Raw genomic sequence first — 23,866 nt, forward strand, 5'->3', positions numbered from 1 at the left:
TGACCAGCCCCACCAGACGAAAGGCAGTACGACTGTGACCGTTCAGGACCCGCAGCTGTTCATCGAGGCCTTCCGAGCGGCCTTCTCCGACGCGGAATTCGCGGCCCTGCTGAAGGAGCGCGACTTCTCCATCCAGTTCGTGGTGACCGGGGAGACCCACACGGCCTTCCTGCTGGACTCCGACGGCGTGCACGACGGCGCTCCCCACCCCGCGGGTCTGCGCCTGGAGGTGCGGCCCGACGCGCTGCACCTGATCCTCCTCGGCCGGCTCCCCGTGACCCGGGCGATCGTCGACCGCGGCCTCGTCGTGAAGGGCCCGGTCCCCCGGGTGCGCCAACTGGCGGACTATCTCCCGGCGATGGGGCGCGCGTACGCCCAGCTCGTCCTGGCGCCCGCCTCCGCCTGAGCCGCAGACGGGACCGTCTCCGGCACGGCCCGCACCGTCAGCCACCACGTCCGCCACCACAGAAAGCCGACCGTCGTGATCGCGACCACCACCACCGCCGTCCCGAACGCCCCGACCCTTTCCGACCTCCGCGCCCTCAACGCGGCGGCCATGCCGTCGCTGTTCCAGCTCCCGCCCGAGGTCGAAGAACTGCGCGAGGAGGTACGTGAGTTCGCGCAGACCGTGGTGAAGCCGCGGACCCTCGCCAACGACCTCGCCCCGGCCGACGACTTCGACTGGGAGATGGTCGAGGCCGGCCACCGGCTGGGACTCCTGCGTCTGACCATCCCCAAGGAGCTGGGCGGCCGGGGCCTGGGAGTGCTCGGCGTGTCCGTGGCCATGGAGGAGCTGTCCTCGGTCTGCCCCAGCACGGCGCTGATCTTCGGCGCCTCGCTGCTCGGTCAGACGTCCGTGCTTTTCTCGGGCGACCAGCAGCTCCAGGCCCGCTTCCTGCCCCCGTTCCTCGGGGACGAGCCGGTCCTGGCGTGCAACGCCATCACCGAGGAGACCGCGGGCTGCGACCTGCTGATACCGGAGCACGCGGAGCTGGCCGAGGACGTGATGACGGCCCGCCGGGACGGCGACCACTTCGTCCTCAACGGCATCAAGCGCTTCATCACCAACGGCAAGGTGGCCGAGTGGGCGGCCGTCTTCGCCAACATCGAGGGCAACCCGGGCTCCACCGGACTGACCGTGTTCATCGTGCCGCTGGACAGCGAGGGCGTCACCCGCGGCGAGGTGGCCGACAAGATGGGCTACCGGGCCTGCCTCGGCACGACGCTCCACTTCGACGACGTCCGGGTGCCCGAGGAGAACATCGCGTTCGGGGAGGGCGGTGGCTGGAACTACCTCACCGTCCAGTCGAACCAGGCCCGTTCGATCGTCGCCGCCATGTCGACCGGGGTCGCCCGGGGCGCCTTCGAGATCGCCAAGGAGTTCGCGGGCGAGCGGGTCCAGGCGGGCAAGCCGCTGTACGAGCACCAGTTCACGGCCCGCAAGCTGGCCGAGATGTCCTCGAAGATCGAGGCCTCGCGGCTGCTGTACCTCCAGGCGGCCTACCAGGCGGACAACATGATGCCCGCCCCCGTCTACGGACCCGCCGTCGCCAAGATGTTCGCCGACCGCGCCGCGATCGAGGTGGCCGAGGAGGCCATGTCCATCGTCGGGGCGCGTGGCTACTGCCGTGACCACGGGGTGGAGAAGCTGGTCCGTGAGTCGTTCGGCGCCCGCATCTACGAGGGCACGCCGGAGGTGCTGGCGCTGGCCATCACCGGCGCTCTGTACGGGCGCCGGCTGTGACGCCGTCTCCGCGCACCGACCGGACGCCGGCCCCACGGGCGTCGGCCCCGCGGGCGTCGACTCCGCAGACGGCCGCGCCACGGCCGAAGGCGGCGGCCACGCCCCGGGCGCGGGCCGCCGCCGCGCTCTCGGCCGCCTCGTACGTCGAGGCCGCGGTGGCCCGCTGCACCGCCCTGGCACTGGGCGCGCCCCTGGCGCCGGAGACCGCGGCCGACCCGGTCCCGGCGCCCTCCGCCGGCTCCCCGCAGGGAGGACCGACATGACGCCGCGGACCGTCGCCGACGCGCTGCCGGCCGCTGCGGCGACCGCCGAGGACAGCCGCAGGGCCCGCTACGTGGAGCACGTGCTGGCCCTGCACGACCGGATGAGTGTGGCGGGCCTGGCCGAGCAGGCCGATCCGCTGTACCTGGCCCGGCGCCCCGACGGCCTGACCGTGGTCGCGGTGCCGCATTCCCGGCTGCCGGAGCGCTACCGGCTGGCGATCTACGGGTTCCGGCTCGCCCAGTACCTGCGGTCCCGGTTCGCCAGCGACCGCATCGCCTTCGCCCGCGGCCTGTTCGCGGAGCCGCTCGGCGCGGGGCACGGCGAGGAGATCCACGTCATCGGCATGGAGGAGTCGACCGGCGCGATCCTGCGGTACGTGTCCGTCATCGCCTCGACGGACGCCGCACCCATGCCGGTGACCCACCCCGACCGCGCCCCGTTTCCCTGCGAGGTGGCCCACGGCATCAACCTCTTCGACCACGTGCCCGTGGACGAAGAGGTCACGGGGCACGAGATCTGGGAGATCAAGCGCCTGATGCAGCGCGCCTCCCAGCGGGACACCTCACCTGCCCAGCGTCTGCGCCTGTCACTGGAGTTGATGCTCGGCTTCTACACCGTCCTCGCCGGTCTCTCGCCCAGGCCGAAGTTCCTGGTCGGGGACGGCGAGGAGGGTCTGGCCGTGCGGCGCCTGGCGCGCAGCCTGAAGGAGATCACCGTCATCGAGGGCACCTGCCCCTCGCTGGCGGAGGACGACCTGCTCTTCCCGGCGTACACGGAACGCGAGTCGGTCAAGCCGTTCGTGGCCCGCGTACCCCGCGGGGAGGAGCTGGACGAGCTCGTGCACTGGCTCGAGCGCGCACTGGACGCGACGAACCCCCTCGCCGGCTTCAAGCAGTTGGTGGGCCGGGTCGGGGGAGAGATCCGGAGGGTAAGAATATGAGCACCACAACCGCGGGCCCCGCGGTCGGGACGGGCATCGCCGACGTCCCCGAGGACCCGGAGACGTACTACCGGTCCTTGACCGAGCGCAACCGGGGACTGATTCCGGACGCCGTACAGCAGCGACTACGCAACGCCACCGTGCTGGTGGCGGGGTGCGGTTCGACGGGCGGAGCGGTCGTCGAACCGCTGGCCCGCCTGGGCACGGGGCGCTTCGTGCTCGCCGAGCCCGGGGAGTACGAGCTCAACAACCTCAACCGGCAGAGCGCCACACGCGCGGACATCGGCAGGAACAAGGCGGAGGTGGCGGCCGAGCGCATCCGGTCGGTCAACCCGTACGCCGAGATCCGGGTCGACACGGCGGGCATCCACCCCGACGCCCCCGAACTGCTCCTGGACGGCGTGGACGTGGTCGTCGACGGCGTGGACGTCACGACCCTCTCGGGCTGGCGGGCCAAGCACGCCCTTCACGTGGCGGCGGCCCACCGCCGCCTGCCCGTGGTCTCCGGCTACGACCTGTCGGGCACCCAGCACGTGCGTTTCTACGACTACCGCACCGATCCCACGCCGCTCGCGGACGCGGTCAGCGCCGAGGACATCGCCGAGGGCGCGCTGTGGACGCTGCTGCTGAAGGTGATCCCCCGGGAGATCGTCCCGGCCGACCTGATCGCGGACGTCACCGCGCACCGCGGGGACCCGGACTACAGCGTTCCGCAGCTCGTCTACGCGTCGCACCAGTTCGGCGTACTCGCCGCCCGCTACGTGATCGAGATCCTGGCCGGCCGCCCGGTCCGCGACCGCCTCACGGTCGACGTGCACCGGCTGGTCTCGGCGGACGCCGAGCTGCCGGAACCCCATTCGGAAAGTTCACAGCCCGCACAGGACAAGGAGTAGTCGCGATGACCACCGCAACCGACCGCCCGGGACGCCGCTCGGGCGACCCGCTCGTCCGGCAGACCAAGAAGGCCGCCCAGCTGCTCGTCGCGTCGGCCCGGCACTCCTACGACCCGCGTGTCGACGTCAACTGGGACGAACCGCTGGAGGAGGGCAAGTGGTTCCTGCCCGAGAAGCGGATCTCGCTCTTCGGCACGGAGCTGTACGACTCCCTGTCCCTGGAGCAGAAGCTGCTGCTCAGCCGTGAGGAGCTGGCGTCGTCGCTGGCCGCGGGTGTGTGGACCGAGCACATCCTGCTGCACCTGGTGTCGCGGTACGCCTACAAGCGCGACATCACCAGCCCGCAGGTGCAGTTCGCGCTGACCGAGGTGGCCGACGAGGTCCGCCACATGATCATGTTCGCGCAGCTGGTGGAGAAGACGGGCTCGGAGTTCTACCCCGTCAGCCGCAAGACGCAGCGTTCCGGGCTTCTGCTGAAGACCTTCGCGCCGGTGCCCGCGCTGTGGGCGATGCTCCTGCTCACCGAGGAGTTCTTCGACCGCTTCCAGCGCGAGCAGGCGAGCGACGAGACGGTGCAGCCGCTGGTGCGCACGGTTGCCCGTATCCACGTCGTGGAGGAGGCCCGCCACATCAGCTTCGCCCGCACCGAGCTGGAGCGGTTCGTGCCGACGCTCTCCAAGCGGCGCCTGCAGCTGCTCCGCGACTTCCTCGCCTCCGTGGTGAAGACCGTGCGCCACGACCGGTACAACCCGCTGATGTACGAGCGGGCCGGTCTCGATCCGAAGGTCTGCGTGGAGGTGGGGCGCACCAACCCCATCGGCCTGGTCAACGGTGCGTACGGCGCCGAGCGGATCGCCCCGTACTACAAGTCGATCGGTCTGATCGGAGGCCGCTCGGAGAAGGTGTGGCGCGAGGCCGGTTGGCTGAAGGACGCCTAGAGGAAAGCGAGTTGACCGTGGAAGATGACGGATACGAGGGTCCTGCGGTCCTGGTCGTGGAAAACCGGGCCGAGTTCACGCTCAGGGCCCGGCTCACCGGCCGCTTCCAGCCACTGGACGGCCGCTATCGCTGGTACGGACGGCTGGAGGCGCACGAGGAGCTGACCCGGCTGGTCGGCGACCGCAGCGCCGGCGTGGTGCTGCGTACGGCCGAGGGCGACGCGGAGGGCCGCATCACCGAACCCGACCTGTGGAACCGGTACCGGATCGAGGGCACGAGCGTGCCCCCGTTCCGCGTTCCGTTCAGCCTGGAAGAAGTGGAGGACGCCGAGGACGCCGACTCCTCCGACGCATGAGAAACGCACTGTGAACCACGTACGAAGAGAACAGATCTACTCAGAAAAACGGAGGCCCCCGGCCCATGTGCTTCGACGAGGACGCCATTCCACCGGTACCGCACATTCCTGATTCGGTGATCGAGAGCCGGTATCTGGAATTGACCGCGAGTGACGGCAACACATTCGCCGCGTTCACCGCCGCCCCGGCCGGCGGAACACGTACGGCGATCGTGATCCTTCCCGATGTCCGCGGGCTGTACGGCTTCTACACGGAGCTGGCCAAGCGCTTCGCGGAGAACGGCGTACGGGCGCTCGTCGTCGACTATTACGGACGTACGGCAGGCGTCGGGAAACGGGAGAAGGACTTCCCGTACGCCCAGCACATGGCCAAGCTCAGCCCCCGTGAGCTCTACGCCGACCTGAGTGCGGCCATCGCCCACCTGCGCTCGGAGGAGGGCGGCGCCGCGAGCGCCGTCCTCACCTCCGGCTTCTGCATCGGCGGCCGGCTCGCGGTGATGGCGGCGGCCGGGCGCTTCGACCTGGCCGGCGTGATCGGCTTCTACTGCTGGCCCGCGGACGGGCCGGACGGTTCCGCGGGGCCGACCAGCCGGGCGGCCGACCTGGCGGCGCCGGTGCTGGCCCTCATGGCAGGGGAGGACCCCGGTATCCCGCCGGCCCATGTCGCGGCGTTCGACGAGGCCTTGGCCGCGGCGGGCGTGGACCGGGAGGTCGTCACCTACCCCGGCACCCCGCACAGCTTCTTCGACGCCAAGCGCGACGCGTACGCCGACGCGTCGGCGGACGCCTGGAACCGGGTCCTGCGGTTCGTGGAACGCGTCGGTGCGCACTGAGGCACCGGCGACGGAACGACCGGAACACATACGTATGGACGGAATGAAAGTGCGTGTAGCCTGGAAAGCCAGTTGAAGGCGGTCGAACCTCGGGGAGTGTGAACATGCCCACCACTCGTACGAGAACGCGTCCGACGCAGCGCGAACGGTCCGACGGCACCATCGAGGAACTGCTCCGCGCCGCCCGCACGCTGTTCGCCGAACGCGGCTACAACGCGACGCCGCTGGATGCCGTCGTGGAGGCCGCCCACCTCACCAAGGGCGCCCTCTACCACCATTTCTCCGGCAAGCAGCACCTCTTCCGTGCGGTGTACGAGCGCGAACAGAACCGGCTCGCCCACATCGTGGCCAGCGCCTACCTGGACGCGAAGCCGGATTCCTGGGAAGCCGTGTTCGTCGGTGCGAGGGCCTTCCTCGTGGAGGTCCTCGCACCCGACGTCCAGCGCATCAACCTCCTGGACGCCCCGGGCGCGCTCGGCACCGAGGAGATGCGCGAGATCAACTCCGGCTGTCTGAAGATGATGGAGGAGGGTGTCCGGCGCGCCGCCGCGACCGGCGACATCACGCCGCACTCCGTCACCGCCCTCACCCACCTCCTGTACGGCGGCCTGTGCGAGACGGCGATGGCGGTCGCCCGGGCCGAGGACCAGCAGCAGGCCCTCGACGCGGGCATCACCGAACTGCGCACCCTCTTCGACGCCCTGGCGACGACGTCGCGCTGAGCCGTACGCCTCCGGTCACCCCGTGCGGCCCGCCGTCGCGGCCGCCAGATCGGACAGGGGCAGCCAGGGCCGTACGAGCGCCTGCTCGGCAACCGCGCTCAGCGCCCGCGGAGATCGCCCGCACAGGTCGATGATCCGGGACACCGCAAGCGCCTCCGCCTCGACCCGGCGCTCGCCGAGGATCCCGGCGAGCATGCGCCGGGCCTGCTGGACACTGAGCTCCCGCAGTCCCACGGTGCGCACCGCGTCGGCTCCCGCGAGGCGGTGGGCGTCCCTCGTGGTCACCAGGAGTGCTCCGGCGGACGGGCCGGGCTGCAGCACCTTCAGCTGCTCCGGCGAGGTCAGGTCGTCGAGGACGACGAGCACCCGGAGGTCCTTGAGCACGGCCTGGCCGAACGCGACCGGATCGGCCTCTCCCGACGGCACGTCCACACCCAGACTCCGCAGCACGAGCCGCAGCACGTCGTCTCCCGAGAGCACGCGGTCACGTGTGGGCACGTCCGCCGGCAGGCCACGGGCCGACTCGGCCGGCGCACGCCGCTGTACCGGTGTCCGCCCGGCCAGGTGCGCGCCCCCGGGCCGCGCCGCGGCTCTGCCGCCGTGCAGTTCCACGAAGATCTGGCCGTCGGGGAAGCGGTGGGCCACCCGGTGCGCCCACTGGACCGCCAGGGCGGTCTTGCCGATGCCGGGCGGGCCCTCGATCACCCGGGTGACCGGGCGTCCGCCGGCGGCGGTGACGGCCCCGTCGAGCATCGCCAGTTCCTGCTCCCGGCCCACACAGCGGATGACGCGCGGCAGCTGACGGGGCACGGACAGGGCCACGTCGGGCACCGCGGGCCCGACCGCGGCGAGGTCCGGATCGGCACGCAGGATGGTGGCGCGCAACGCCGTGGTCTGCTGGGCCGGCTCCACTCCCAGCTGGTCGGCGAGCCGGCGGCGCAGCGTCTCGTAGGCCCCGACGGCCTCGGTACGGCGGCCGGAGCGGTGGAGCCCGGTCATGAGATTGCGGATGACCAGCTCGTTGTCCGGATGCAGATCGGCGAGCGAGTGCAGCTCGTCGAGGAGCCCGGTGCCGCCCCCGAGCCGCAGTTCACCCTCATGGCACTCCACGAGGGCCGACAGGTGCTCCCGTTCCAGCTGCAACCGCGTCCGGGTGGCCCACTCCCCGGACACCCCGCCGAGCGGCCTGCCGCGCCAACATCCGAGCGCCTCCCGCAGCAGCCGTGTGGCCGTACGGGTGTCCGTCCCCGCGGCACGGGCGGTCGCCACGGTGCGGCGGAAGCGGTGCAGGTCGATCGCGTCGGGATCGGCTTCCAGGACGTACCCGCCGTGCCGGCGGCGCAGGACGGCCCCCTTGCCGTCGTCGGCGTCCTCCAGGGCGCCACGCAGCCGCGAGATGTACGAGTGGATCATGTTCCGCGCCGACTTCGGCGGGTCCGCGTTCCATGCCCGGCTGATCAGCTCGTCAGGCATGACCACCTCATTGGCGCTGACGGCGAGCATGGCGAAAACGCAACGCTGCTTGGCCTGTCCCAGTTCAGCCAGATCCTCCCCGGCGGCCCGGTACTCCACAGGCCCCAGCAACTGAACATGAACCATGCTCGCCACCCCCGTGTGCGCGCCATTCCGGATCGCTCAGCCCACCAGAATCAGCGGACTCCGCTCTGGTAACGAAGCCTGTCACGATGGAACATTTCTTGATTTTCGCTGAACGGCCCCTGCCACGGGCGAGGAATCAGAGAATGTTTTCATCAAGTTTTCCTGCACCGCCCCCGTCGAGGCTGGCTCCTGCCACCACGACCTCGCACGGGAGCTGATGTGACGCGCACACTGTCCCACCCCCCCACTGAGAAGGAACGGCGCGACCACCACCGCTGGAACCTCGTACTCGCCGAGCGCGAGCGCCTGCTACGCCTGGCCACCAGCCGGCTCGGCCGCACCTCGGACGCCGAGGACTGCGTCCAGGAAGCCATGATCCGCGCGGTGGCCTTCGAGGCCCTCGACGAGTCCCGGGTCGCCGCGCTGCTCACCACCATCACCCTGCGCCTGTGCGTGGACCACCAGCGCGGCACCCAGCGCGATCGCAGGCTCGCCGTCCGGGTCCACATCCTGCGCCGGCCCGAGCCGGACCCCGGCTCCGAGGTCGAGCACCGGGTCTGCAACAGGGCTGCGGGCGCCTGGCTGTTGACCCAGCTCACCGGACTCGGCAACCGCGAACGCGACGTACTGCTCGCCCGGGCACGCGGCCTGAGCACCGCCGAGACGGCGAACGCGCTGCAGATCACGTACAAGTCGGCGGAGAGCGCCTTCACCCGGGCCCGCAGCCGGCTGCGGGTGCTCTACCACCAGGAAATGGCCCGCTGACCCACGCCTGCCGCCCGGCCGGATCCCGCGCACACGGTTAGGAGGGGCGCCCCATGAACGGGACGCCTCTCCTGACCTGCCCGATCCCCACCGCTGAGCTGCATGAGGCGGCTCACCCCTGCCGAGCCGGCGTCAGAGACACTGCTCCGCCGCGCCAAACGGGTTCCCGTGTACGGGGCGAGGGCGCGCTCGTCGGGCACCTCGGCCATGCCCGGGTGAACAACTCCGTCGCCCTCGCCACAGCCGGCAGCCCCTGACCCGGCGTCCGGCACCCTCAGCCACCATCGCGCCCCACCCGCTACACTGGCGGCGGTGCGCAGCCTCCACGGGCAGCGCGCTGCGGCTCCAACGGAAGATCGTGCAGGACCTTGCGGACATCGCGGCAATTTCCCACACATCTTCCCCGAGAGCCCCGCCTTCGTAGCTCAGGGGATAGAGCACCACTCTCCTAAAGTGGGTGTCGCAGGTTCGAATCCTGCCGGGGGCACAGCTCCAAGCACGCGTTTTCTGGCGAAGGGCCAGGTCAGGGCATACGCCCAGCCTGGCCCTTCGCCATGTTCGACGACATGCTCCCGCGTGGTGCTCGCGCGTGCCGAGGCCTCTCCCCGGCCTTGGGCGAACCCGGCGGGGAGCGCGGGAGCTCAGCGTCCACGTCCGGGCCGGGCGCGCCACATGCTCAGGAGTTCAGGGCGACTCGGGGTAAACACCCGGTTCAGCCGGACCTCCGCCGCCGCTCGTGCGGACCGATCCGGACCACCCCTCACACCGCCGCGTCCGGCAAGCTCATCCCCGGCTCGGATTTCGACTCGTCGCCGGCTCATGCCTGGCGTCGCGAACGGCGAATTTCCATCACCCGAAAACTGCCGTGATATTTTCCGCGAAACTCTGCCACAGCACGGTGGCGCCCCCCGAGCTGACCGTCGCCTTGGAGGCGAGGCTCGGCTTCCCCCACGAATCGACACCCAGACGCAGTTCGTTGTCGGTGATGTACAGCGCGAACTTTATGTACCTGTCCTCCCCTTCCGCATGCCCCGGAAGCGTTTTCACGGTGTAGTAATTCGTTCCGATCTCGGTGACCTTGATCGGATTACTGGTGACCCCCAAGGGGTCCTTCAGCGAGCAGGACAGCCCCACGCTCAGCTTGTCCGGGCAGCCGCTGAGCGGAAAGTACTTGTTGAAGTCGGTGATGATGTCGGTGAAGATGGCGTTCTTGATCACGCCGCCCTCGGTAGTGCTCGCGAGGGGATAGACCCAGAATTCACACTTGTACTCATAGTTGTCACTGGTGCTGGCGAAAGTGGAGCAGGTGTTGTTTGCCTCTTGTGCCACGGAAGGCGTTGCGGCCATCACGGAGGCACTTACAGCGAGCATCGTCGGGGCCAGCACCTTCAAGGCGAGACGCTTCACGCAATTCCCTTTCTCGTCACAAAGAGTTCCGGATGATCAAGTCGAGACGAGGGGATCTTAAATACATTCACAAAGCACCGGTAAGTCTTCTTCCAGCCAACTGGCGCGGTACGGGAAACGGCCATCTCGGCGACGCCCCCGGAGGGCGGCGCATCCGGGATGCGCCACATTTCAGCGAGCGTCGCCCCTCGTACGAGTCGGGAGGCCTCAACCGGTTCAAGCCGTTCGGGACCGGCCGAGGAGGGTAGCCCCAAGAGCTTGCCGGGAATCAACCGGGCAGGCGCCGGCCCCTCGGGGCGCGCGGCCCCAGAGTCCAAGCAGCCGGTCACAGCCCTCGACAGAACGGGGATCGACCGCCCCGCCGCCCGTTGCCGGTGCACCGGGGCAGCCTTGCCCGGTCCTCGTACCCCGCACGAGGATGCGACTGCCGGGAGGCAGTCGGCGCCCGCCCGCCCAGCAGCCCATGGCAACCACGACGACCTCTCCGACCGCACGGCGACGGGTCCTCGCCGTGCGGAACGCCCCGCCGGGCGGGGGCCGTTCAGCGCGCGCGGGGGCCGTTCAGCGCGGAGTCACCCAGCCGGGCGTCCAGGTCCCGGCGGCGTCGTGGCCGGCCGTCGTGGCGGCGAGGTGGGCGCGGAGGGTGGCCAGGGCCGGGTGGGGGTTGTCGCGGTGCCAGAGGAGCGAGTGCGGGTAGACGGGCGTCGGGTCGGTCACCGGGATGCGGCGCAGGTCGTGGCCGGTGGGCCAGATGAGGCGGGTGTGCTCGCCCATGAAGGTGGCCAGGGCCGGGGTGTCGGCGATGGTGTCGAGGAGTGCGTCGGAGCCGAAGTTGGGGCCGGTCGCCTCGATGGTGAGGCCGAACTCGGCGACGAGGTCGTCGTAGTAGGCGGCCCACTCGGTGCCGGGGACGATGCCGGGCATCCAGATCCGGTGCCCGGCGAGCTGGGCGACGGTCACCGACCGGGCGCCCGCCAGCGCGTGGGCGGGGCCGGTGAGGAGCTGGAGCGGCTCGTCGAGCACCCGGACCGACTCGATGTCCTCGGGGAGGGGCCGGCCGGGCGCGGCGACGGCGCGGAAGGACGCGTCGATCGCACCGGACCGGATGGCGGCGACGGCCGTCTCGATCTCGAACAGCATCACCACGTCGAGGGCGGTCTCGGGGTACGCGTGGTGGAAGCCGCGCATCAGCCCCGACTGCGCGCCGCGCGAGGAGAGCACGTCGACGCGGAGCGGACGGCTGCCGGGGCGCACCGACGCGACCGCACGCTCGGCGACACGCAGCAGCTCACGCGCGTGGGGCAGGAACGCCTGCCCGTCGATGGTGAGCTCGGCGCCTCGGGGGACGCGGGAGAACAACCGCACGCCGAGGCCGCGCTCCAGCGCGGCGACGCGCTTGGAGACGGCCTGCTGGGTGATCGACAGGTCGGCGGCGGCCTTCTGGAACTGGCCCGCTTCCGCGACGGCGGTGAAGGTACGCACTGCTTCGAGATCCACGCCGACCCACCTTAGTGAACAACCAATGGTTGTGAGCATCGAGCCGTGCGGTTGTTTGACCAGCGGTTGTGCCGCTCGCTTAGCTCTCACCGGTCAACGTCGGTTTGTTCGGATGGGAGCGCTGCGCATGGTGAGCAGGAGACCGCTGGGCCGTCCGTTCGGCTGGTTGTGGACGGCGTACGCGGTCAGCGCCTACGGCTCCGGGCTCGGGTTCGGCGCGCTGCCGCTGATCGCCGTGCTGGCGTTACACGCCAGTCCCGCCGAGGTGTCCGCGCTGTCCGCGGTGGGGCCCGCGGTGGGCGCGCTGATCGCGCTGCGCCTCGCGCCGTGGGTGGAGTTCCGGCGCAAGCGGCCCGTCATGATCATGATGGACCTGACCCGGTTCGCGGCCATGGCGACGATCCCGGTCGCCTACGCCTTCGGGCGGCTCGGTTTCGTCCAGCTGCTCGTGATCTCGGCCGTGGTCGCCGCGGCCAAGATCGCCTTCAACGCGGCGAGCGGCGCCTATCTCAAGGCCCTCGTCCGGCCGGACGGCCTGCTCGTGGCCAACGCGCGGTTCGAGTCCACGAACTGGAGCTCCATCGCGGTCGGGCCCCCGCTGGGCGGGGCGGCGATCGGCCTGTTCGGGCCGGTCGTCACCGTGGTCGCCGACGCGTTCAGCTACCTGCTCTCCGCGCTCTGCATCACCGCGATCCGCGACCGGGAAGAAGCACCGACGGCACCTGGCGGGAGCCCGTCCCGGGCGGGCGCACTGCTCGACGGCTGGCGCCACATCATGGGGCATTCCGGCTTGCGGGCGCTCTACCTCAACCAGGTCCTCGTCGGCGGACTGATCATGGCCACCGAGCCGCTGCTGGCCGTGCTCCTCCTCCGCCAACTCGGCTTCCCGCCCTGGCAGTACGCCCTCGCCTTCGCCGCCCCCTGCCTCGGCGGCCTCATCGGCTCGCGGCTGGCCCGCCGGGTCGTGGCGCGGTACGGCCGGCACAGGGTCTTCCGGACCGTCGGCACCCTGCGTGCCGTCTGGCTGATCGGCCTGGCCTTCGTGCGTCCCGGCGTCGTGGGCCTCGTCACCGTGATGGCCGTCGAGCTGGCGATCATCGTCAACATGAGCCTGTACACCCCGGTGCTCGCCACCTACCGGCTCGAACAGACCCCCCAGCACCTCGTCGCCCGCACCCTGTCGGCCTGGTCCATCGGCCAGCAGGCGTCCATCGCCGCCCTCACCGCACTCGCCGGACTGCTCGCCGACGTCACCAGCCCGCGCACCGCTCTCACGGCCGCGGGACTGCTCATCCTGACCACCCCGCTCCTGCTGCCCCGGCACGACCGCACGACGTCGCCGCACGAGCCGGAGCTGTCCCGCAGCCCCTCATGACACATGCGGCACTCGCAAAGTCCGCAAGACCGGATGCTCTACGAGGCCCAGCTCACCGCAGATCCGCTCCACCTGATCAGACTGTTCGGGATCAGCGAGGTCACGGCGGTCAGGTGCGTCCACGCCTCCCACCCCGAACGCACCGGAAACACCCTGCGCTGATTAGCGAGCTGGGAAGGAGTCCAGGGCAAGATCCCATCGGTCGGCCTCGCGAAGCAGTGCTGCAGTATCCAGCTGCAGCTCCACGAAGTACTGGTAGATGTCTGCCCCGTCATTTCCCCGCTGCCATGGGGGCGCCGCCTCAAGGGAGAGGTGAACACGAATCACTGCCCCGCTGTCGCTTCGATCAGCGAGGCTCACGGCAAGGACCGGTTCGACGAACCATGTGTCCGGAGACAGCCGGCCTTCGGCGTCGGGCCCCGTCAGCGCCACCGTCCCGGCGGCCACCGCCCGCAGCCACGCGGACACCTGCCGGGCTTCATGAGCCAGCAGACATGGATCAGCAAAGGACCAACTGCCCTGGGGAGTGGCCACCGACCCACCAATGACCAGCCAGTTGTCGTCGTAGGAGTCGCCCCGGACCGCGGCGAACTGATAGCGCAGCGGACAGAGCTCGACACTGCTCGCGTCATCACCCAGAAGCACTGCCACAGGATGCCACGGCCCGAATGCGTGACTCAGGAGCCTGCGGAGGACTGCCGGACATCGTGCTCGGCCTTGTCCAGCCAATCGGTGAACCAGCCGCTGAAGGTGACGGGCTTGCCCTCCGCGTCGACGAGGGGCTCAAGATCCGCGTCGTCTGCTCGGGGATCGGACCACATAGTGCCGCAGTGGGAGCCGCTGAGGACCAGCCAGTCGCGCTGAGCACAGCCGTGGTGGCAGATCACGATGGCGCCGGCGGTGCGCTCGGGGGCGAACATGACGGCTTCCCATCGTTCATCCCACGCCTCGATGGCGGTGTCGAAGTCCTCGATTTCCTCGAAGTCCTCCTCTTCGGGACGCTCGGCCAACAGCCGTTCGAGGACCTCTGGGTCCGGGCCCTTGTCAGGGAACGGTTCGGCGAGCTTGGACAGATCGGCCAGGTCGGCACCGTCGCCCTCCCAGCGCCAGCGGCCCTCAATGCGTCGCACGGGAAAGACGCCATAGGACGGCCCCGCGCCCCCGGCGGCGACCATCGCGAGGAAGCCCCGGTACTCCGAAGGCAGCCGCACGCCTATCTGGCCCTCCAACTCGACGATCTCGTCCTCGCGAAGCGGATCCTCGAGCGCCCACCGATGACCGAGTGTCCCGAACACCTTCTGGCTCGCCGGGAGCGCGCTCAGCTCCACGATCCGCTCCCTCACCCCGGCCCAATCCTGATCAACCATGCAGCGACCATATGCGCCGCCACTGACACACCCACCGGAGGGTCGTCGTGTCCTGAGGCGAGTCAACGCCCGCCGAGAGACTGCCGACTTGCACACCGAACCTACGCGCCGGAGGAACAGTTCGGCGCGACAGTGAGCGGGTTCCGGCGTCCGCACGCACAGGATTCCCGGAACTCGCGCGCTTTGCGTCTGACCGGCTGCCACGTGGCGGGCGCAGGGCCATGGACCCGAGCGCGGGTCCGATTCGCCTCCCGGTCCTGCCGGTCTCCGTTCCCGGCCCGCCCCCGAGTCCGCCCCCGCCGAATCGGTGAGCGGGCCTCGACGGCGGGCGTGGGGACGTCAGCGGCGGGCAGTCGGCGGAAGCGCGTCCAGCACCTGGTGCAGCATCGACGGTGACGCCCGCCGAACCGTGCACTCCGGGTCGCCCGGCGGGTGCGCGTACGCGTCAGGGCGCGCCCCGGAGGCGGAATGCCCTTCGGTGACGACGATCGCGTTGCCGGTGATCGTCCGGTCGCAGTCGACGCAGTAGCGGGGGAAGGTCACCGGCGGGCCTTCCGCCAGGCACGGCCGAGACGTACCGAGGTGGGGCAGGCCGCGCTGACCCGGCAGGTCGCACACGTCGCGGTGTGCGCCAGCCACACGCGGTACGCCTGCTCCCCGGCTTCGGGCTGCTCGGTGGATCTCGTCACCGGGACACCACCGTTTCGGCCTCGGGCAGGATTCGGTAGAGAGCCGGTACTCCGCGCTGATCGGCGCAGGCGGCGTGCGCGTACACCACCGTGTCCGGCCCGATGCCCGTGCCGTGTATGCGCACGCAGACGTCCGGTCCGCAATCCGGGCAGTACGTGCACTCTCGATGGTTCATCCGCTCACCTCGGTGTGATCATGCGGGCAGGTCACCCAAGGGTGGAGGCGGACACGAGGAACCGGGGGCGCGGAGTGCGCCCCTTCGATCAGGCCGCGAGGAGACCGAGTTGGACCGCGAGCGCGGAGGCTCGGCGGCGGCGGTCCGGCGACTTCGCCTGCGTTTCCTCCAGCACGATCCTCTTCGCGTACCCGTTGTAGCGGATCGTCTCCGGGGCCGCCTCGTGCGCCTGCGCCAAGGTGGCCAGCGCGACATCGGGCTGCCCGTCGAGCTGATAGCCGCGCGCCTGTTCGATGCGGTGGCGGGCCCTGCGCGGCCGTGACGGGATGGTGGTCGCGTCGGCCGCCGCTGCTTGGCGTACGGACTCGCCGCCGGCGTGCAACTCGACCGCCACGGTCACCGCGTGGGCGCCCATGATCGCCCGGCCGAAGCTGGTCACCGGGTGGAAGTACGCGTCCGGGAGCCGGTTGGCGACCTGTCGGGCCTCGTCCCAGTACCGCCAGGCCGTACCGGTCTCGCCCCGTCGCGCAGCCGTGTACCCGGCCTCGAACCGCAGCGCACCGGCGATCGCCCGGACCGGTTCGGTGCTGTCCGGGAGAAGGGGCTCCAGGTATCGGAGCGCCTCGCCCACCACGTGCTCGGCGGCGTCGTAGTGCGCGCGGTCCCGGTGCGCCTGCGCCGCCAGCCACGCCGCGACACCGATCGCGTGACCGTCCTCGGACTGCTGGGCCGCGATCATCCCTCGCTCGGACACCCGCCACACCAGGGCGGCATCCGGCTGGTACGACACGAAGAACTGGCAGAGGGCGTACACCTCCGCCAAAGCCGCCTGCGCCGCACGCCAGTTACTGGCCGTCCCGGCCTGCCGTACGGCGGCCTGCGCGTCCCGGATCAGGTCGGGCAGCAGGGCGCCGATCACGTCCCGGTGGTTCGGCGAGGTGTGCCGGGCGGCCCACGCCCGGGCGAGGCGGGCGGAGAGATGCGCGGCGGTCGGTGCGACCTCGGTCCTGCCGACCGGAAACGCGTCCACGGCGGCGCGCACGGCAGCCAGCCTGGCGTGACCAGGACCGGTGAAGAGGGTCACGGACGCGGCCTGGTCCCCGGTCAGGTCGGACAGATTCTGCACCCGGAGGACCTCGGCGAGACGGAGCATGGATTCCAGGCGGGGTACGCCTCTGCGCCCCGTCTCGATCCCCTTCACCCAGGACGCGGATCGCCCCATCAGGCCCCCGAGTTGTTCGCGGGTGACGCCCCGCCGCGTGCGGAGAATCTGAAGCCGCTGGCCGAAAGCGATCGGGTCCGCGTGCGGGTCCGGGCTGGTGTCGAACGGCATGGCCTCGCCCCTCTCTGAACAACTCGTCGCTGTCAGCGTAGGGGGCAAGGTCACTTCCATGTCGAGGACTTGCCGAGTCCACGGTGGCCCGCCCGCGTCATCGCCCCGGGATGCCCAAGACCCTCCGAGCGTCCGTGACCTACCCCGCCGACGCAGGGCCTTCGGACCGCTCGCCGATCTCTTGGAGCTGCGGGCGGATGCGCCGCCATGCCTCCATCAATGCCTGGAGCTCCTCGGGCGAGCTGCCCTCCTTGCCACGCGCGACTACGACGGCCTGCCCGCCGCCAGGCAACCGAATCACCATCGTGTCGAGCAAACGGCCGGCGGTCAGCTCTTCAGCGACATGGAGCGGCAGATCGTCAGGGACGAAAACGCCCGGTCCGCTGACGCTCGGCTCGGCGTCAACTGCGGGGGTCGGCTCGCCGCCGGCCAACACCTGTTCGACACTATCGCCGCTCCAGCCGACGAGCCGGGCGTAGGCCCGGTGCGTGGAGGTCAGCCGGGTGAAAGCCTTGCCCCTCTCCACGTTCTGCACCGTGGCCCGAGAGACATCGAGGGCGCGCATGACATCGCTCTGCGTCAACTTCAGCGCAGCGCGCGCGGCCTTGAATGCCTCACCCAGACGTACCCAGCGATCCATGGTTCCTCATGATGCCCCATCGGTATGCCTACACGTAGCTCACCTTTTGAGTCCTCGACCTGCGACTAGTAGGCACACGCGGGACACTTCAGCTCACTGCACGGCTCAATCGAGCAACACCCACCCCCCATTAAGCCTCGAAGCGGATCGAAAGAGGCCCATCAGGGCCTATTATTGAGCCATGAACGTGCAATCACTGCTGCGCGCAGCCATGCTCGCGCCCCAAGGCTTACAGAACGCCACCGGCCCGGACCGCCGCTCCTGGAAGACGCCGGAGACCAAGATCCGTCGCACGACCAGCACCGTGCGGAAGGGGACCCCGTGACTATCGACGCCATGCACTGGGTGTGGACCCACTCCAGGAGCACCGGCAATCCCCGCATAGTGCTGCTGGCGGTCGCCGACAAGGTGCAGGACGCCCGTTGCGTCACCGGCATCGGCACTACCGAGTTCCGGGCCCGTCTCGGCGGGGTCAGCAAGTCGGTGGTCGTCCGCGCGGTCGACAAGGCCCTCGCATCCGGAGAGCTGGTCATGATCGAAGAGGCGCGCGGAACCAGGGCGGCGGTCTACCAACTTCCCCATGCGGTGGCGTACATGCGGCCCACTCCAGGCTCTACCGGTCCTGATTCGCGACCGATGGACGCCCTGCAGGGGGATCGAATCGAGACCCCTGGCCGCATCGAGGGGTACCGGATCGAGACCGGTAGCGAGGATGCGAGGGGTCTCGATTCAGGACCGGGGAGGTACCGGATCGAGCCCCCTAGCGGTACCGATTCAGGCCCCCTCAACCAAACCACTCCCACCAGGAGTGAAAGCAAGCAAGCCGGAGCGCCTGCCCCCGTCGACCTCGGCCCCGGGATCCCCACCGCAGCACGCCCGTTGGTCGACGCGCTCACCACCGCCGGAGTGCTCGTACGCTGGAACCTCTCGGCCTCCGAGTGGTCCGTGGTCGAAGCCCTGATCGCGCGGACCGGTGTCCCGGCCCTCGCCGCCTTCGCTCAACGGCAAGCGAGCGCCCGCGAGATCAGCTTCGCGAAGTACTTCCTGCCCGGCTGGCGCGAGTTACCTCCGCTGCCCGCACCCAGCCCCGTACGGCCCGCAGCGCCCCCGATGCGCCCAGTGCCCGCACAGCAGCGAGTGCCCGTACCGCCCGCCCGCCACGCCGCGTCCGCCCCCGGCGGCTGGCAGCCGTACACCAACCCGGTCGACCCGTCCGTGTACGAGAACGGATTCTGACCATGGAGCCCACCACCATCGGCGTCCTCGGCCCGTCCGCCCTCGCGCACATCATGGGCGGCATCGCCGAGAAGCAGCGCCAGGGCGTCGGTCCTGGCCCCGTCGCGGACGGGCACGTGCCGGACGAGCCCGGTCACCCCGAGTACCACCACCGCCGCCGCGCCGCGTGGGCGCTCGGCCGCTGGCGGACCGCGACACCGCCCCGCTACCGGCGGGCCGACGCCACCCTCCCCGCCGTCCGGCAGTGGGCGGACGCCGTGGCCGCCGACCCGGAGTCCGCCGGGTCGCTGCTCCTCACCGGTACGACCGGCACCGGCAAGACGTACGAGGCGTACGGCGCGCTCCGCCGTATCGCCGAAGCAGGTCCGCGTACGTACGAGGTCATCTCCGTCACCGCCGCCGACCTGTACGGCCGCCTGCGCCCCAAGGGCTCGGAGCGGGGGACCGAGGAGGAGCTGCGCCGTCTCTGCCGGGTCCCGCTGCTGCTCCTCGACGACCTCGGGTCCGCGAAGGCCAGCGAGTGGACGGAGGAGGTGACGTACCGGCTGGTCAACGAGCGGTACAACGCCTGCCTCCCCAGCCTCTACACGAGCAACCTGCCCGCCCGCGCACCCCTGGACGAGCAGGGCCGCCCCACCGGCACCGACCTCACCACCCACCTCGGCGAGCGGATCGTGTCACGGCTCTCCGAGGACACCCGGATCGTCGCGATGACCGGCGCGGACCGCAGACGGGCCGCCGGGTGACCCGGACGGGAGTTGGCGTCCACCCGGGATCAGGCCTCTCTCCCTTCCCGCTGCACGGCCGCCGACCGGCTCAGGCTCCCTCCGCCCGAGCCGTCTCCCCACGCAAACTCGTCCCCTCCGCCAGCAACTCACCAATGACACGGCGGGCGTTGTCCGCCATCACCGGGTTCGTGGTGCGGTAGTGGGCGAGTTCGGGGAGGGCGACGGAGAGGGCCCAGCCGCGCGCCCGCCGCCAGGTCGCTCCGTCCGCGTCCAGTGCGGTACGGAACCGGGGGCGGGCGGTGGCGGGGAGCAGGTACCAGGCGGCCATCAGGTCGAGCGCCGGGTCGGCGAGACCCATGCAGCCGAAGTCGATGACGGCGCCCAACCGGCCCTCCTTGATGAGGATGTTGCCGGGCTGGAGGTCTCCGTGGGACCAGACCCCCGGCCCGTCCTGCGCGGGGGCCGCCAGCGCCGCACGCCACACGGCGAGAGCCCCCTCCGCGCCCTCCTCGCCCAGAACCTCGCGGAGGTCCTCGATCGTCCGGCGGGTGTCGGCGTCCCGGGCGGCGAGCGGTTCACTGCGGTACGCGGTCGGGGCGCCGGCCGTGTCGATCCGGCGCAGTGCGGTGATGAACTGGGCCAGATCCGACGACAGTTCGCCGCCGTCCGGAATCGAGTCACCATTTCCGGAGCCACGTTCACTCACCGACGAATCCAACCACCGTGTCAGCGGCTCCTCTTCGAGCCAGCGGCACACCGACCAGGCCCAGGGGTACCCCTCCCCCGGCCCGCCCTGGGCGAGTGGGGCGGGGATCGGGACCGGAAGGTGGGCGGCCAGGCGGGGCAGCCAGTGGTGCTCCTTCTCCACGTCCCGGGCGCCGCCCTCGCCGAGCGGGAGCCGTACCGCCATCGCTCCCCCGAGCCGGTAGATGGCGTTCACCGTGCCGTGGGAACCGGTGCGGGTGACGGGGAGCCCCGCCCACTGCGGGAACTGTGCGGCGACCAGGGCCCGTACAAGATCTTCGTCGGAGAGCATGAACCGATCGAATCGGCTGGGCGGGGCCGCCGCAACCGCTTTCCGCACCGGGTGCCCACGAGGTCCCGACGGCTGCCCGAACCCGCCACCACCTGCGGAAACCATGGACGGCGACAACGCCCGGGAGCTCCCCCGAAAACCGCTGGGCCGCGCCCGTCCCCGTACCACACCCTGGTCTCCATGACCGACGACCGACGAGACACCGTCCTCGTGCTGCCGCCCCGCCTCACCGCCTCCGCGCGGGCGATCGCCGGGGCTGCGGTGCGGCGCGGGCTGCGGACCGTGGAGCCGGGCGGGACGCGGATACCGGACGCGCTGCGGGAGTCGGCGTACGGCCGTGCGTACCTGCACGCCGGACCGGGCTTCGCCGACGCCGTCGCGCCGGCGCTCGGGATCGCCCCGCTGGAAGCCCCGGCCGACTGGCTCGCGAGGCTTCCCGTCGCGTTCACGCGGCGGGAGATCCGGGCGATGCCGATCCGGGAGGCGTACGGGCTGCGCAGGCCGGTGTTCGTGAAGTCGCCCAACGACAAGAGCATCCCGGCCCTCGTGTACACGGACGGTTCCCGGCTGCCCGGTCCCGACGCGGTCGAGCCGGAGACGCCGGTGCTGGTCAGCGAGGTGCTGTCGTACGTGTCCGAGTACCGGCTGTACGTCCTCGACGGGGCCGTGCACACCGCGAGCCGGTACGCCGGGCGCGGCCGCCTCCGGCTCGGTGAGCCGTCACCGGACGCCCTCGCCTTCGGCGCGGACCTGCTGGCCGCCGCCTCGGGCTCGCTGCCGTCCGCGATCGTCGTGGACGTAGGAAGGGACGCGGACGGCGGCTGGAGTGTGGTCGAGGCGAACGCCGCCTGGGCGAGCGGCTGCTACGCCGCCGACCCGGAACGCGCCCTGGACGTGGTGCTGCGGGCCGCCGGGCCGGTGGCGGCGCTGGACGCCGCCCGGGACGGCGCCTTCGTGAGGCCCGGGGCGGGGATCCCGCAGGGGCGGCGGGTCAGCGCAGTTCCTCCGGGCACGGGGTGCCGGGGCTGAAACGGTACGGCGCGGCCAGCCGGTAGACGCCCGCCTTGGGGGCGACGAGTTCGGTCCACTGGTCGCCGTGGGTCTCCTCGTCGACCTCCAGGAGGCACCCGTTGACGTTGTCGAAGGTCTTGGGAGCCTTGTCGTCGTCCTTGGTGCGCTCCTTGGACTCCGCCGTCTCCTGGGGGCGGTCCAGGCCCTTGCCCTCCTCGTCGACAAGCGAGAGCCAGCGCGTGTAGGGCACCCGGATGAGGACGCGGCCCGCCTCGGCGACCCGGAGGGTGATCTCGTCGGCCTCCGCGTTCAGGACGGTGGCGGGCGGGTCGGCGAGCGGCGTCGGGTCCTCGACCCGGTACAGCTTCCAGTTGGCGTCGGCCCAGATCTGCTTCAGGTAGGGCAGGCCGTCGCCGACCAGGGTCGCCTCCTGGGCGGCCCCGCTGTCCGGGTTGCCCTTGGGCAGGACCACGTAGTGGACGGCCCAGCGGTCGAGCCACTCGCGGTAGTTCGTACCGTCGAGGGTGTCGTCGTAGAAGAGCGGGTTGCGCTTCATGTCGGCCTGGCGGTTCCAGCCCCGGGCGAGGTTGACGTACGGCGCCAGAGCGGAGGCCTCGCGGTGGCTGCTCGCGGGGACCACTTCGATCCGGCCCCTCGTCGCGTCCACCACCTGGAGCTGGTTGACCAGCGGCGCCAGCTCGCGCGCCCAGGAGGCGGTCGGCGCGGTACGGACGATGTCGGCGACGCTCTTGAAGCCGATCCAGACGTTGAGCCCGACGATCGCGATCACCAGGGCGTACCAGCGGCGGGTGCGCGGCGCGGTGAACGGCAGCGCGGCCAGCAGCACGACACCGGCGAAGAGCATCGCCATGCGCGTGATGTTGGAACCGATCTGGGAGTCCACGAAGTAGGTGGCGAGCGTGCCCAGGCCGTAGACGGCGGACGCCGTGCGGACCGTCTTCCAGTCGCGCGGTACGAGCACGAAGACGAACACCGCGAAGACGAACGGCAGCGACAGCGTGCCCACCGACATCGGCTGGGTACCGGAGAACGGGAACAGCCACGAGGACAGCCCGACCACCACCACCGGGGGCAGCCCGATGGCGTACGCGCCGGGGCGCCGCTTGTGCAGGAAGAGCGCGGCGGCCACCACGCCCAGGAAGAGACCGGCGACCGGGCTGGAGGCGGTCGCGAGCCCGGCGAGCGGCGCGGCGACGCCCGCCTTCGCCCAGCGCCGGTACCGCCAGCGGTACGGCCAGCAGAAGACGGCGGCGACGGCCCCGACCGCGAACATCATGCCGAGCCCGAAGGTCACCCGGCCCGACAGCGCGTTGCACAGGTACGCGAAGACCCCGGCGAGCGAGCAGGCGAGCGGGTTCCGCACGGCCTTGACCCGTACCAGGATCATCGCGGTCAGCCCGGCGGAGACGGTGCCCGCGAGCATCATCGTCGACCGGACGCCGATCACGGACATCAGGTACGGCGAGACCACGCTGTACGAGACGGGGTGCATGCCCCCGTACCAGGCGAGGTTGTACGCGGTACCGGGGTGCTGGCCGACGAACTCGGCCCAGGCGTCCTGCGCCGCGATGTCGCCGCCGCTGTTGGCGAAGAAGAAGAACCAGAGGACGTGGGTGACGGCCGCGGCGGCCGTCGCGATCGTCACGGGGTGACGGGTCAGCCGGTGCAGCAGCGACTGCGTCGGCGGCTGCGGCTGGGCAGGTGCCTGGGTCGGCGTCGACGGCTCGGTCGGCGTCGTCAGCGGCTGCGGCTGTGTTTCGGACGGGGCGCCCGGGTGCTCGCGCGAGCCGTCGGAGGACGGGCCGGGGTGGCCGTGGTCGGCCTGCGGTTCCGGTTCCGGGGTGCGCTGGGTCGGCACGAGACCCACGAGGGCCGGGTCGCCGCCGTCCACGGGACCCGTCGGGCGGGCGGCGCCGTCGGGCTGCCCGGACGTCCGGTCTCTCTCGCTGTCCGCCTCGCGGCCGGGTCTCGGCTCCGCGGTGGTCACTACGGCTCTCCCCGTCGTCCGCCGGCCCGGTGCGTCCCCCCGGCGACCGCCGTTCGGCTTTCCGGCTGCTGTTCGTCTGCTCGTCTGTTCGGTCTGTTCCGGGACGCTAACACGTACCAAGCGGACAGAAGGGGGACGGGGGGCACCGGATCGGTACCCCCCGCCCTCCTTCCCCGAGGCTCTCCTCGGCGAACCTCCGGGCCGACCTCGGCCTCGCCCCGGCCTTCGCGCGTCCTGCTCCGGACCTTCGCCGCGGCCTTCCCGCAGGCCGGACCGGTCGTCGGCCGATCCGGCCCCCGGTGGTCAGCC

27 protein-coding genes and 1 tRNA gene are annotated in these 23,866 nt (G+C 71.0%); 16 read left to right on the forward strand and 12 right to left on the reverse strand.

Features of this window, described 5'->3' with window-relative positions; genetic code table 11:
- Nucleotides 1-34 precede the first annotated feature (34 nt).
- The 8 genes from ACWCWD_RS11685 to ACWCWD_RS11720 all read left to right on the forward strand — a co-directional run bounded on the left by ACWCWD_RS11685 (nt 35) and on the right by ACWCWD_RS11720 (nt 6,690).
- Nucleotides 35-406, forward strand: coding sequence for a hypothetical protein (locus ACWCWD_RS11685; protein ID WP_450772127.1), 372 nt, complete (start codon nt 35-37; stop codon nt 404-406).
- 75 nt (nt 407-481) lie between these two features.
- Nucleotides 482-1,744: an acyl-CoA dehydrogenase family protein gene (locus tag ACWCWD_RS11690; RefSeq protein WP_450772129.1), complete on the forward strand. Its 1,263-nt coding sequence runs from the start codon at nt 482-484 to the stop codon at nt 1,742-1,744.
- A 259-nt stretch (nt 1,745-2,003) separates the two neighbouring features.
- Nucleotides 2,004-2,948 carry a hypothetical protein gene (locus ACWCWD_RS11695; RefSeq protein ID WP_450772130.1) on the forward strand — a complete coding sequence of 315 codons (945 nt, stop codon included), beginning with the start codon at nt 2,004-2,006 and terminating at the stop codon, nt 2,946-2,948.
- Entirely contained in the window at nt 2,945-3,841 is an 897-nt protein-coding gene (locus tag ACWCWD_RS11700) for a ThiF family adenylyltransferase (RefSeq protein ID WP_450772131.1), read from the forward strand. The genes ACWCWD_RS11695 and ACWCWD_RS11700 overlap by 4 nt, the downstream gene beginning before the upstream one ends.
- Before the next feature lie 5 nt (nt 3,842-3,846).
- Nucleotides 3,847-4,779 (forward strand): AurF N-oxygenase family protein, encoded by a 933-nt coding sequence (locus ACWCWD_RS11705; RefSeq protein ID WP_450772132.1) that lies wholly within the window; start codon nt 3,847-3,849, stop codon nt 4,777-4,779.
- A 17-nt stretch (nt 4,780-4,796) separates the two neighbouring features.
- Entirely contained in the window at nt 4,797-5,135 is a 339-nt protein-coding gene (locus ACWCWD_RS11710) for a DUF4873 domain-containing protein (protein WP_450772351.1), read from the forward strand.
- 65 nt (nt 5,136-5,200) lie between these two features.
- Entirely contained in the window at nt 5,201-5,968 is a 768-nt protein-coding gene (locus tag ACWCWD_RS11715; RefSeq protein ID WP_450772134.1) for a dienelactone hydrolase family protein, read from the forward strand.
- A gap of 104 nt (nt 5,969-6,072) precedes the next feature.
- Nucleotides 6,073-6,690, forward strand: a complete 618-nt coding sequence (locus ACWCWD_RS11720; protein ID WP_450772136.1) for a TetR/AcrR family transcriptional regulator — start codon at nt 6,073-6,075, stop codon at nt 6,688-6,690.
- A gap of 15 nt (nt 6,691-6,705) precedes the next feature.
- Here ACWCWD_RS11720 and ACWCWD_RS11725 read toward each other — a convergent pair whose 3' ends face one another.
- Nucleotides 6,706-8,289 carry a BTAD domain-containing putative transcriptional regulator gene (locus tag ACWCWD_RS11725; protein ID WP_450772137.1) on the reverse strand — a complete coding sequence of 528 codons (1,584 nt, stop codon included), beginning with the start codon at nt 8,287-8,289 and terminating at the stop codon, nt 6,706-6,708.
- 219 nt (nt 8,290-8,508) lie between these two features.
- Between ACWCWD_RS11725 and ACWCWD_RS11730 the strand changes: the two genes are divergently transcribed.
- On the forward strand, nt 8,509-9,054 hold the full coding sequence (locus ACWCWD_RS11730) for an RNA polymerase sigma factor (RefSeq protein WP_450772138.1): 546 nt from the start codon (nt 8,509-8,511) through the stop codon (nt 9,052-9,054).
- A 414-nt stretch (nt 9,055-9,468) separates the two neighbouring features.
- Nucleotides 9,469-9,541: transfer RNA gene (locus ACWCWD_RS11735), tRNA-Arg, on the forward strand.
- A 362-nt stretch (nt 9,542-9,903) separates the two neighbouring features.
- Here the strand turns inward: ACWCWD_RS11735 and ACWCWD_RS11740 are convergent.
- Both ACWCWD_RS11740 and ACWCWD_RS11745 read right to left on the reverse strand, forming a co-directional pair.
- Nucleotides 9,904-10,461 (reverse strand): hypothetical protein, encoded by a 558-nt coding sequence (locus ACWCWD_RS11740; RefSeq protein WP_450772140.1) that lies wholly within the window; start codon nt 10,459-10,461, stop codon nt 9,904-9,906.
- Nucleotides 10,462-11,022: 561 nt separating this feature from the next.
- Nucleotides 11,023-11,958: a LysR family transcriptional regulator gene (locus tag ACWCWD_RS11745; RefSeq protein ID WP_450772141.1), complete on the reverse strand. Its 936-nt coding sequence runs from the start codon at nt 11,956-11,958 to the stop codon at nt 11,023-11,025.
- A gap of 127 nt (nt 11,959-12,085) precedes the next feature.
- Here ACWCWD_RS11745 and ACWCWD_RS11750 point away from each other — a divergent pair, with 127 nt between their 5' ends.
- Both ACWCWD_RS11750 and ACWCWD_RS11755 read left to right on the forward strand, forming a co-directional pair.
- The gene (locus ACWCWD_RS11750) at nt 12,086-13,333 is read left to right on the forward strand and encodes an MFS transporter (protein ID WP_450772142.1); all 1,248 of its coding nucleotides are present in this window, start codon (nt 12,086-12,088) and stop codon (nt 13,331-13,333) included.
- A gap of 33 nt (nt 13,334-13,366) precedes the next feature.
- Complete coding sequence (locus ACWCWD_RS11755) at nt 13,367-13,495, forward strand: hypothetical protein (protein ID WP_450772144.1); 129 nt, start codon at nt 13,367-13,369, stop codon at nt 13,493-13,495.
- On the opposite strand, the gene ACWCWD_RS11760 is transcribed toward ACWCWD_RS11755, so the two are convergent.
- The 7 genes from ACWCWD_RS11760 to ACWCWD_RS11790 all read right to left on the reverse strand — a co-directional run bounded on the left by ACWCWD_RS11760 (nt 13,496) and on the right by ACWCWD_RS11790 (nt 17,538).
- Entirely contained in the window at nt 13,496-13,978 is a 483-nt protein-coding gene (locus ACWCWD_RS11760; protein WP_450772145.1) for a WapI family immunity protein, read from the reverse strand.
- A 32-nt stretch (nt 13,979-14,010) separates the two neighbouring features.
- The gene (locus tag ACWCWD_RS11765) at nt 14,011-14,700 is read right to left on the reverse strand and encodes an SMI1/KNR4 family protein (RefSeq protein WP_450772146.1); all 690 of its coding nucleotides are present in this window, start codon (nt 14,698-14,700) and stop codon (nt 14,011-14,013) included.
- A gap of 339 nt (nt 14,701-15,039) precedes the next feature.
- Nucleotides 15,040-15,243, reverse strand: a complete 204-nt coding sequence (locus tag ACWCWD_RS11770; protein ID WP_450772147.1) for a hypothetical protein — start codon at nt 15,241-15,243, stop codon at nt 15,040-15,042.
- On the reverse strand, nt 15,240-15,389 hold the full coding sequence (locus ACWCWD_RS11775; protein ID WP_450772149.1) for a hypothetical protein: 150 nt from the start codon (nt 15,387-15,389) through the stop codon (nt 15,240-15,242). Before ACWCWD_RS11775 ends, ACWCWD_RS11770 begins: the two co-directional genes overlap by 4 nt.
- Nucleotides 15,386-15,565, reverse strand: coding sequence for a hypothetical protein (locus ACWCWD_RS11780; protein ID WP_450772151.1), 180 nt, complete (start codon nt 15,563-15,565; stop codon nt 15,386-15,388). Before ACWCWD_RS11780 ends, ACWCWD_RS11775 begins: the two co-directional genes overlap by 4 nt.
- An 88-nt stretch (nt 15,566-15,653) precedes the next feature.
- A complete protein-coding gene (locus tag ACWCWD_RS11785; protein WP_450772153.1) occupies nt 15,654-16,898 on the reverse strand; it encodes a helix-turn-helix domain-containing protein in 1,245 nt (414 codons plus the stop codon).
- Nucleotides 16,899-17,037: 139 nt separating this feature from the next.
- Entirely contained in the window at nt 17,038-17,538 is a 501-nt protein-coding gene (locus tag ACWCWD_RS11790; protein WP_450772155.1) for a helix-turn-helix transcriptional regulator, read from the reverse strand.
- 181 nt (nt 17,539-17,719) lie between these two features.
- On the opposite strand from ACWCWD_RS11790, the gene ACWCWD_RS11795 reads away from it, so the two are divergent.
- From ACWCWD_RS11795 to ACWCWD_RS11805, 3 genes are read left to right on the forward strand one after another with little or no spacing between them, the layout of a single operon-like run.
- Nucleotides 17,720-17,863: a hypothetical protein gene (locus tag ACWCWD_RS11795; protein ID WP_450772157.1), complete on the forward strand. Its 144-nt coding sequence runs from the start codon at nt 17,720-17,722 to the stop codon at nt 17,861-17,863.
- Entirely contained in the window at nt 17,860-18,774 is a 915-nt protein-coding gene (locus ACWCWD_RS11800) for a hypothetical protein (protein ID WP_450772158.1), read from the forward strand. Before ACWCWD_RS11795 ends, ACWCWD_RS11800 begins: the two co-directional genes overlap by 4 nt.
- A 2-nt stretch (nt 18,775-18,776) precedes the next feature.
- A complete protein-coding gene (locus tag ACWCWD_RS11805; protein WP_450772159.1) occupies nt 18,777-19,520 on the forward strand; it encodes an ATP-binding protein in 744 nt (247 codons plus the stop codon).
- 70 nt (nt 19,521-19,590) lie between these two features.
- Here the strand turns inward: ACWCWD_RS11805 and ACWCWD_RS11810 are convergent, their stop codons facing one another.
- Nucleotides 19,591-20,538, reverse strand: coding sequence for an aminoglycoside phosphotransferase family protein (locus ACWCWD_RS11810; RefSeq protein WP_450772160.1), 948 nt, complete (start codon nt 20,536-20,538; stop codon nt 19,591-19,593).
- A 180-nt stretch (nt 20,539-20,718) separates the two neighbouring features.
- Here ACWCWD_RS11810 and ACWCWD_RS11815 point away from each other — a divergent pair, with 180 nt between their 5' ends.
- Nucleotides 20,719-21,567, forward strand: a complete 849-nt coding sequence (locus tag ACWCWD_RS11815) for an ATP-grasp domain-containing protein (RefSeq protein ID WP_450772162.1) — start codon at nt 20,719-20,721, stop codon at nt 21,565-21,567.
- Here ACWCWD_RS11815 and ACWCWD_RS11820 read toward each other — a convergent pair.
- Nucleotides 21,530-23,557: an MFS transporter gene (locus tag ACWCWD_RS11820; RefSeq protein ID WP_450772163.1), complete on the reverse strand. Its 2,028-nt coding sequence runs from the start codon at nt 23,555-23,557 to the stop codon at nt 21,530-21,532. The two genes, ACWCWD_RS11815 and ACWCWD_RS11820, sit on opposite strands and share 38 nt — an antisense overlap.
- Nucleotides 23,558-23,866 lie beyond the last annotated feature (309 nt).

The sequence above is a fragment of the Streptomyces sp. NPDC001493 genome, assembly GCF_053597235.1.

Bases quoted from the DNA above. Each gene is read 5' to 3' on its own strand.
- ACWCWD_RS11780 (WP_450772151.1), bottom strand. From the start codon at position 15,565: ATGAACCATCGAGAGTGCACGTACTGCCCGGATTGCGGACCGGACGTC.
- ACWCWD_RS11720 (WP_450772136.1), top strand. From the start codon at position 6,073: ATGCCCACCACTCGTACGAGAACGCGTCCGACGCAGCGCGAACGGTCC.
- ACWCWD_RS11795 (WP_450772157.1), top strand. From the start codon at position 17,720: ATGAACGTGCAATCACTGCTGCGCGCAGCCATGCTCGCGCCCCAAGGC.
- ACWCWD_RS11695 (WP_450772130.1), top strand. From the start codon at position 2,004: ATGACGCCGCGGACCGTCGCCGACGCGCTGCCGGCCGCTGCGGCGACC.
- ACWCWD_RS11700 (WP_450772131.1), top strand. From the start codon at position 2,945: ATGAGCACCACAACCGCGGGCCCCGCGGTCGGGACGGGCATCGCCGAC.
- ACWCWD_RS11785 (WP_450772153.1), bottom strand. From the start codon at position 16,898: ATGCCGTTCGACACCAGCCCGGACCCGCACGCGGACCCGATCGCTTTC.
- ACWCWD_RS11765 (WP_450772146.1), bottom strand. From the start codon at position 14,700: ATGGTTGATCAGGATTGGGCCGGGGTGAGGGAGCGGATCGTGGAGCTG.
- ACWCWD_RS11725 (WP_450772137.1), bottom strand. From the start codon at position 8,289: ATGGTTCATGTTCAGTTGCTGGGGCCTGTGGAGTACCGGGCCGCCGGG.
- ACWCWD_RS11750 (WP_450772142.1), top strand. From the start codon at position 12,086: ATGGTGAGCAGGAGACCGCTGGGCCGTCCGTTCGGCTGGTTGTGGACG.
- ACWCWD_RS11805 (WP_450772159.1), top strand. From the start codon at position 18,777: ATGGAGCCCACCACCATCGGCGTCCTCGGCCCGTCCGCCCTCGCGCAC.
- ACWCWD_RS11715 (WP_450772134.1), top strand. From the start codon at position 5,201: ATGTGCTTCGACGAGGACGCCATTCCACCGGTACCGCACATTCCTGAT.
- ACWCWD_RS11810 (WP_450772160.1), bottom strand. From the start codon at position 20,538: ATGCTCTCCGACGAAGATCTTGTACGGGCCCTGGTCGCCGCACAGTTC.
- ACWCWD_RS11815 (WP_450772162.1), top strand. From the start codon at position 20,719: ATGACCGACGACCGACGAGACACCGTCCTCGTGCTGCCGCCCCGCCTC.
- ACWCWD_RS11755 (WP_450772144.1), top strand. From the start codon at position 13,367: ATGCTCTACGAGGCCCAGCTCACCGCAGATCCGCTCCACCTGATCAGA.
- ACWCWD_RS11705 (WP_450772132.1), top strand. From the start codon at position 3,847: ATGACCACCGCAACCGACCGCCCGGGACGCCGCTCGGGCGACCCGCTC.
- ACWCWD_RS11790 (WP_450772155.1), bottom strand. From the start codon at position 17,538: ATGGATCGCTGGGTACGTCTGGGTGAGGCATTCAAGGCCGCGCGCGCT.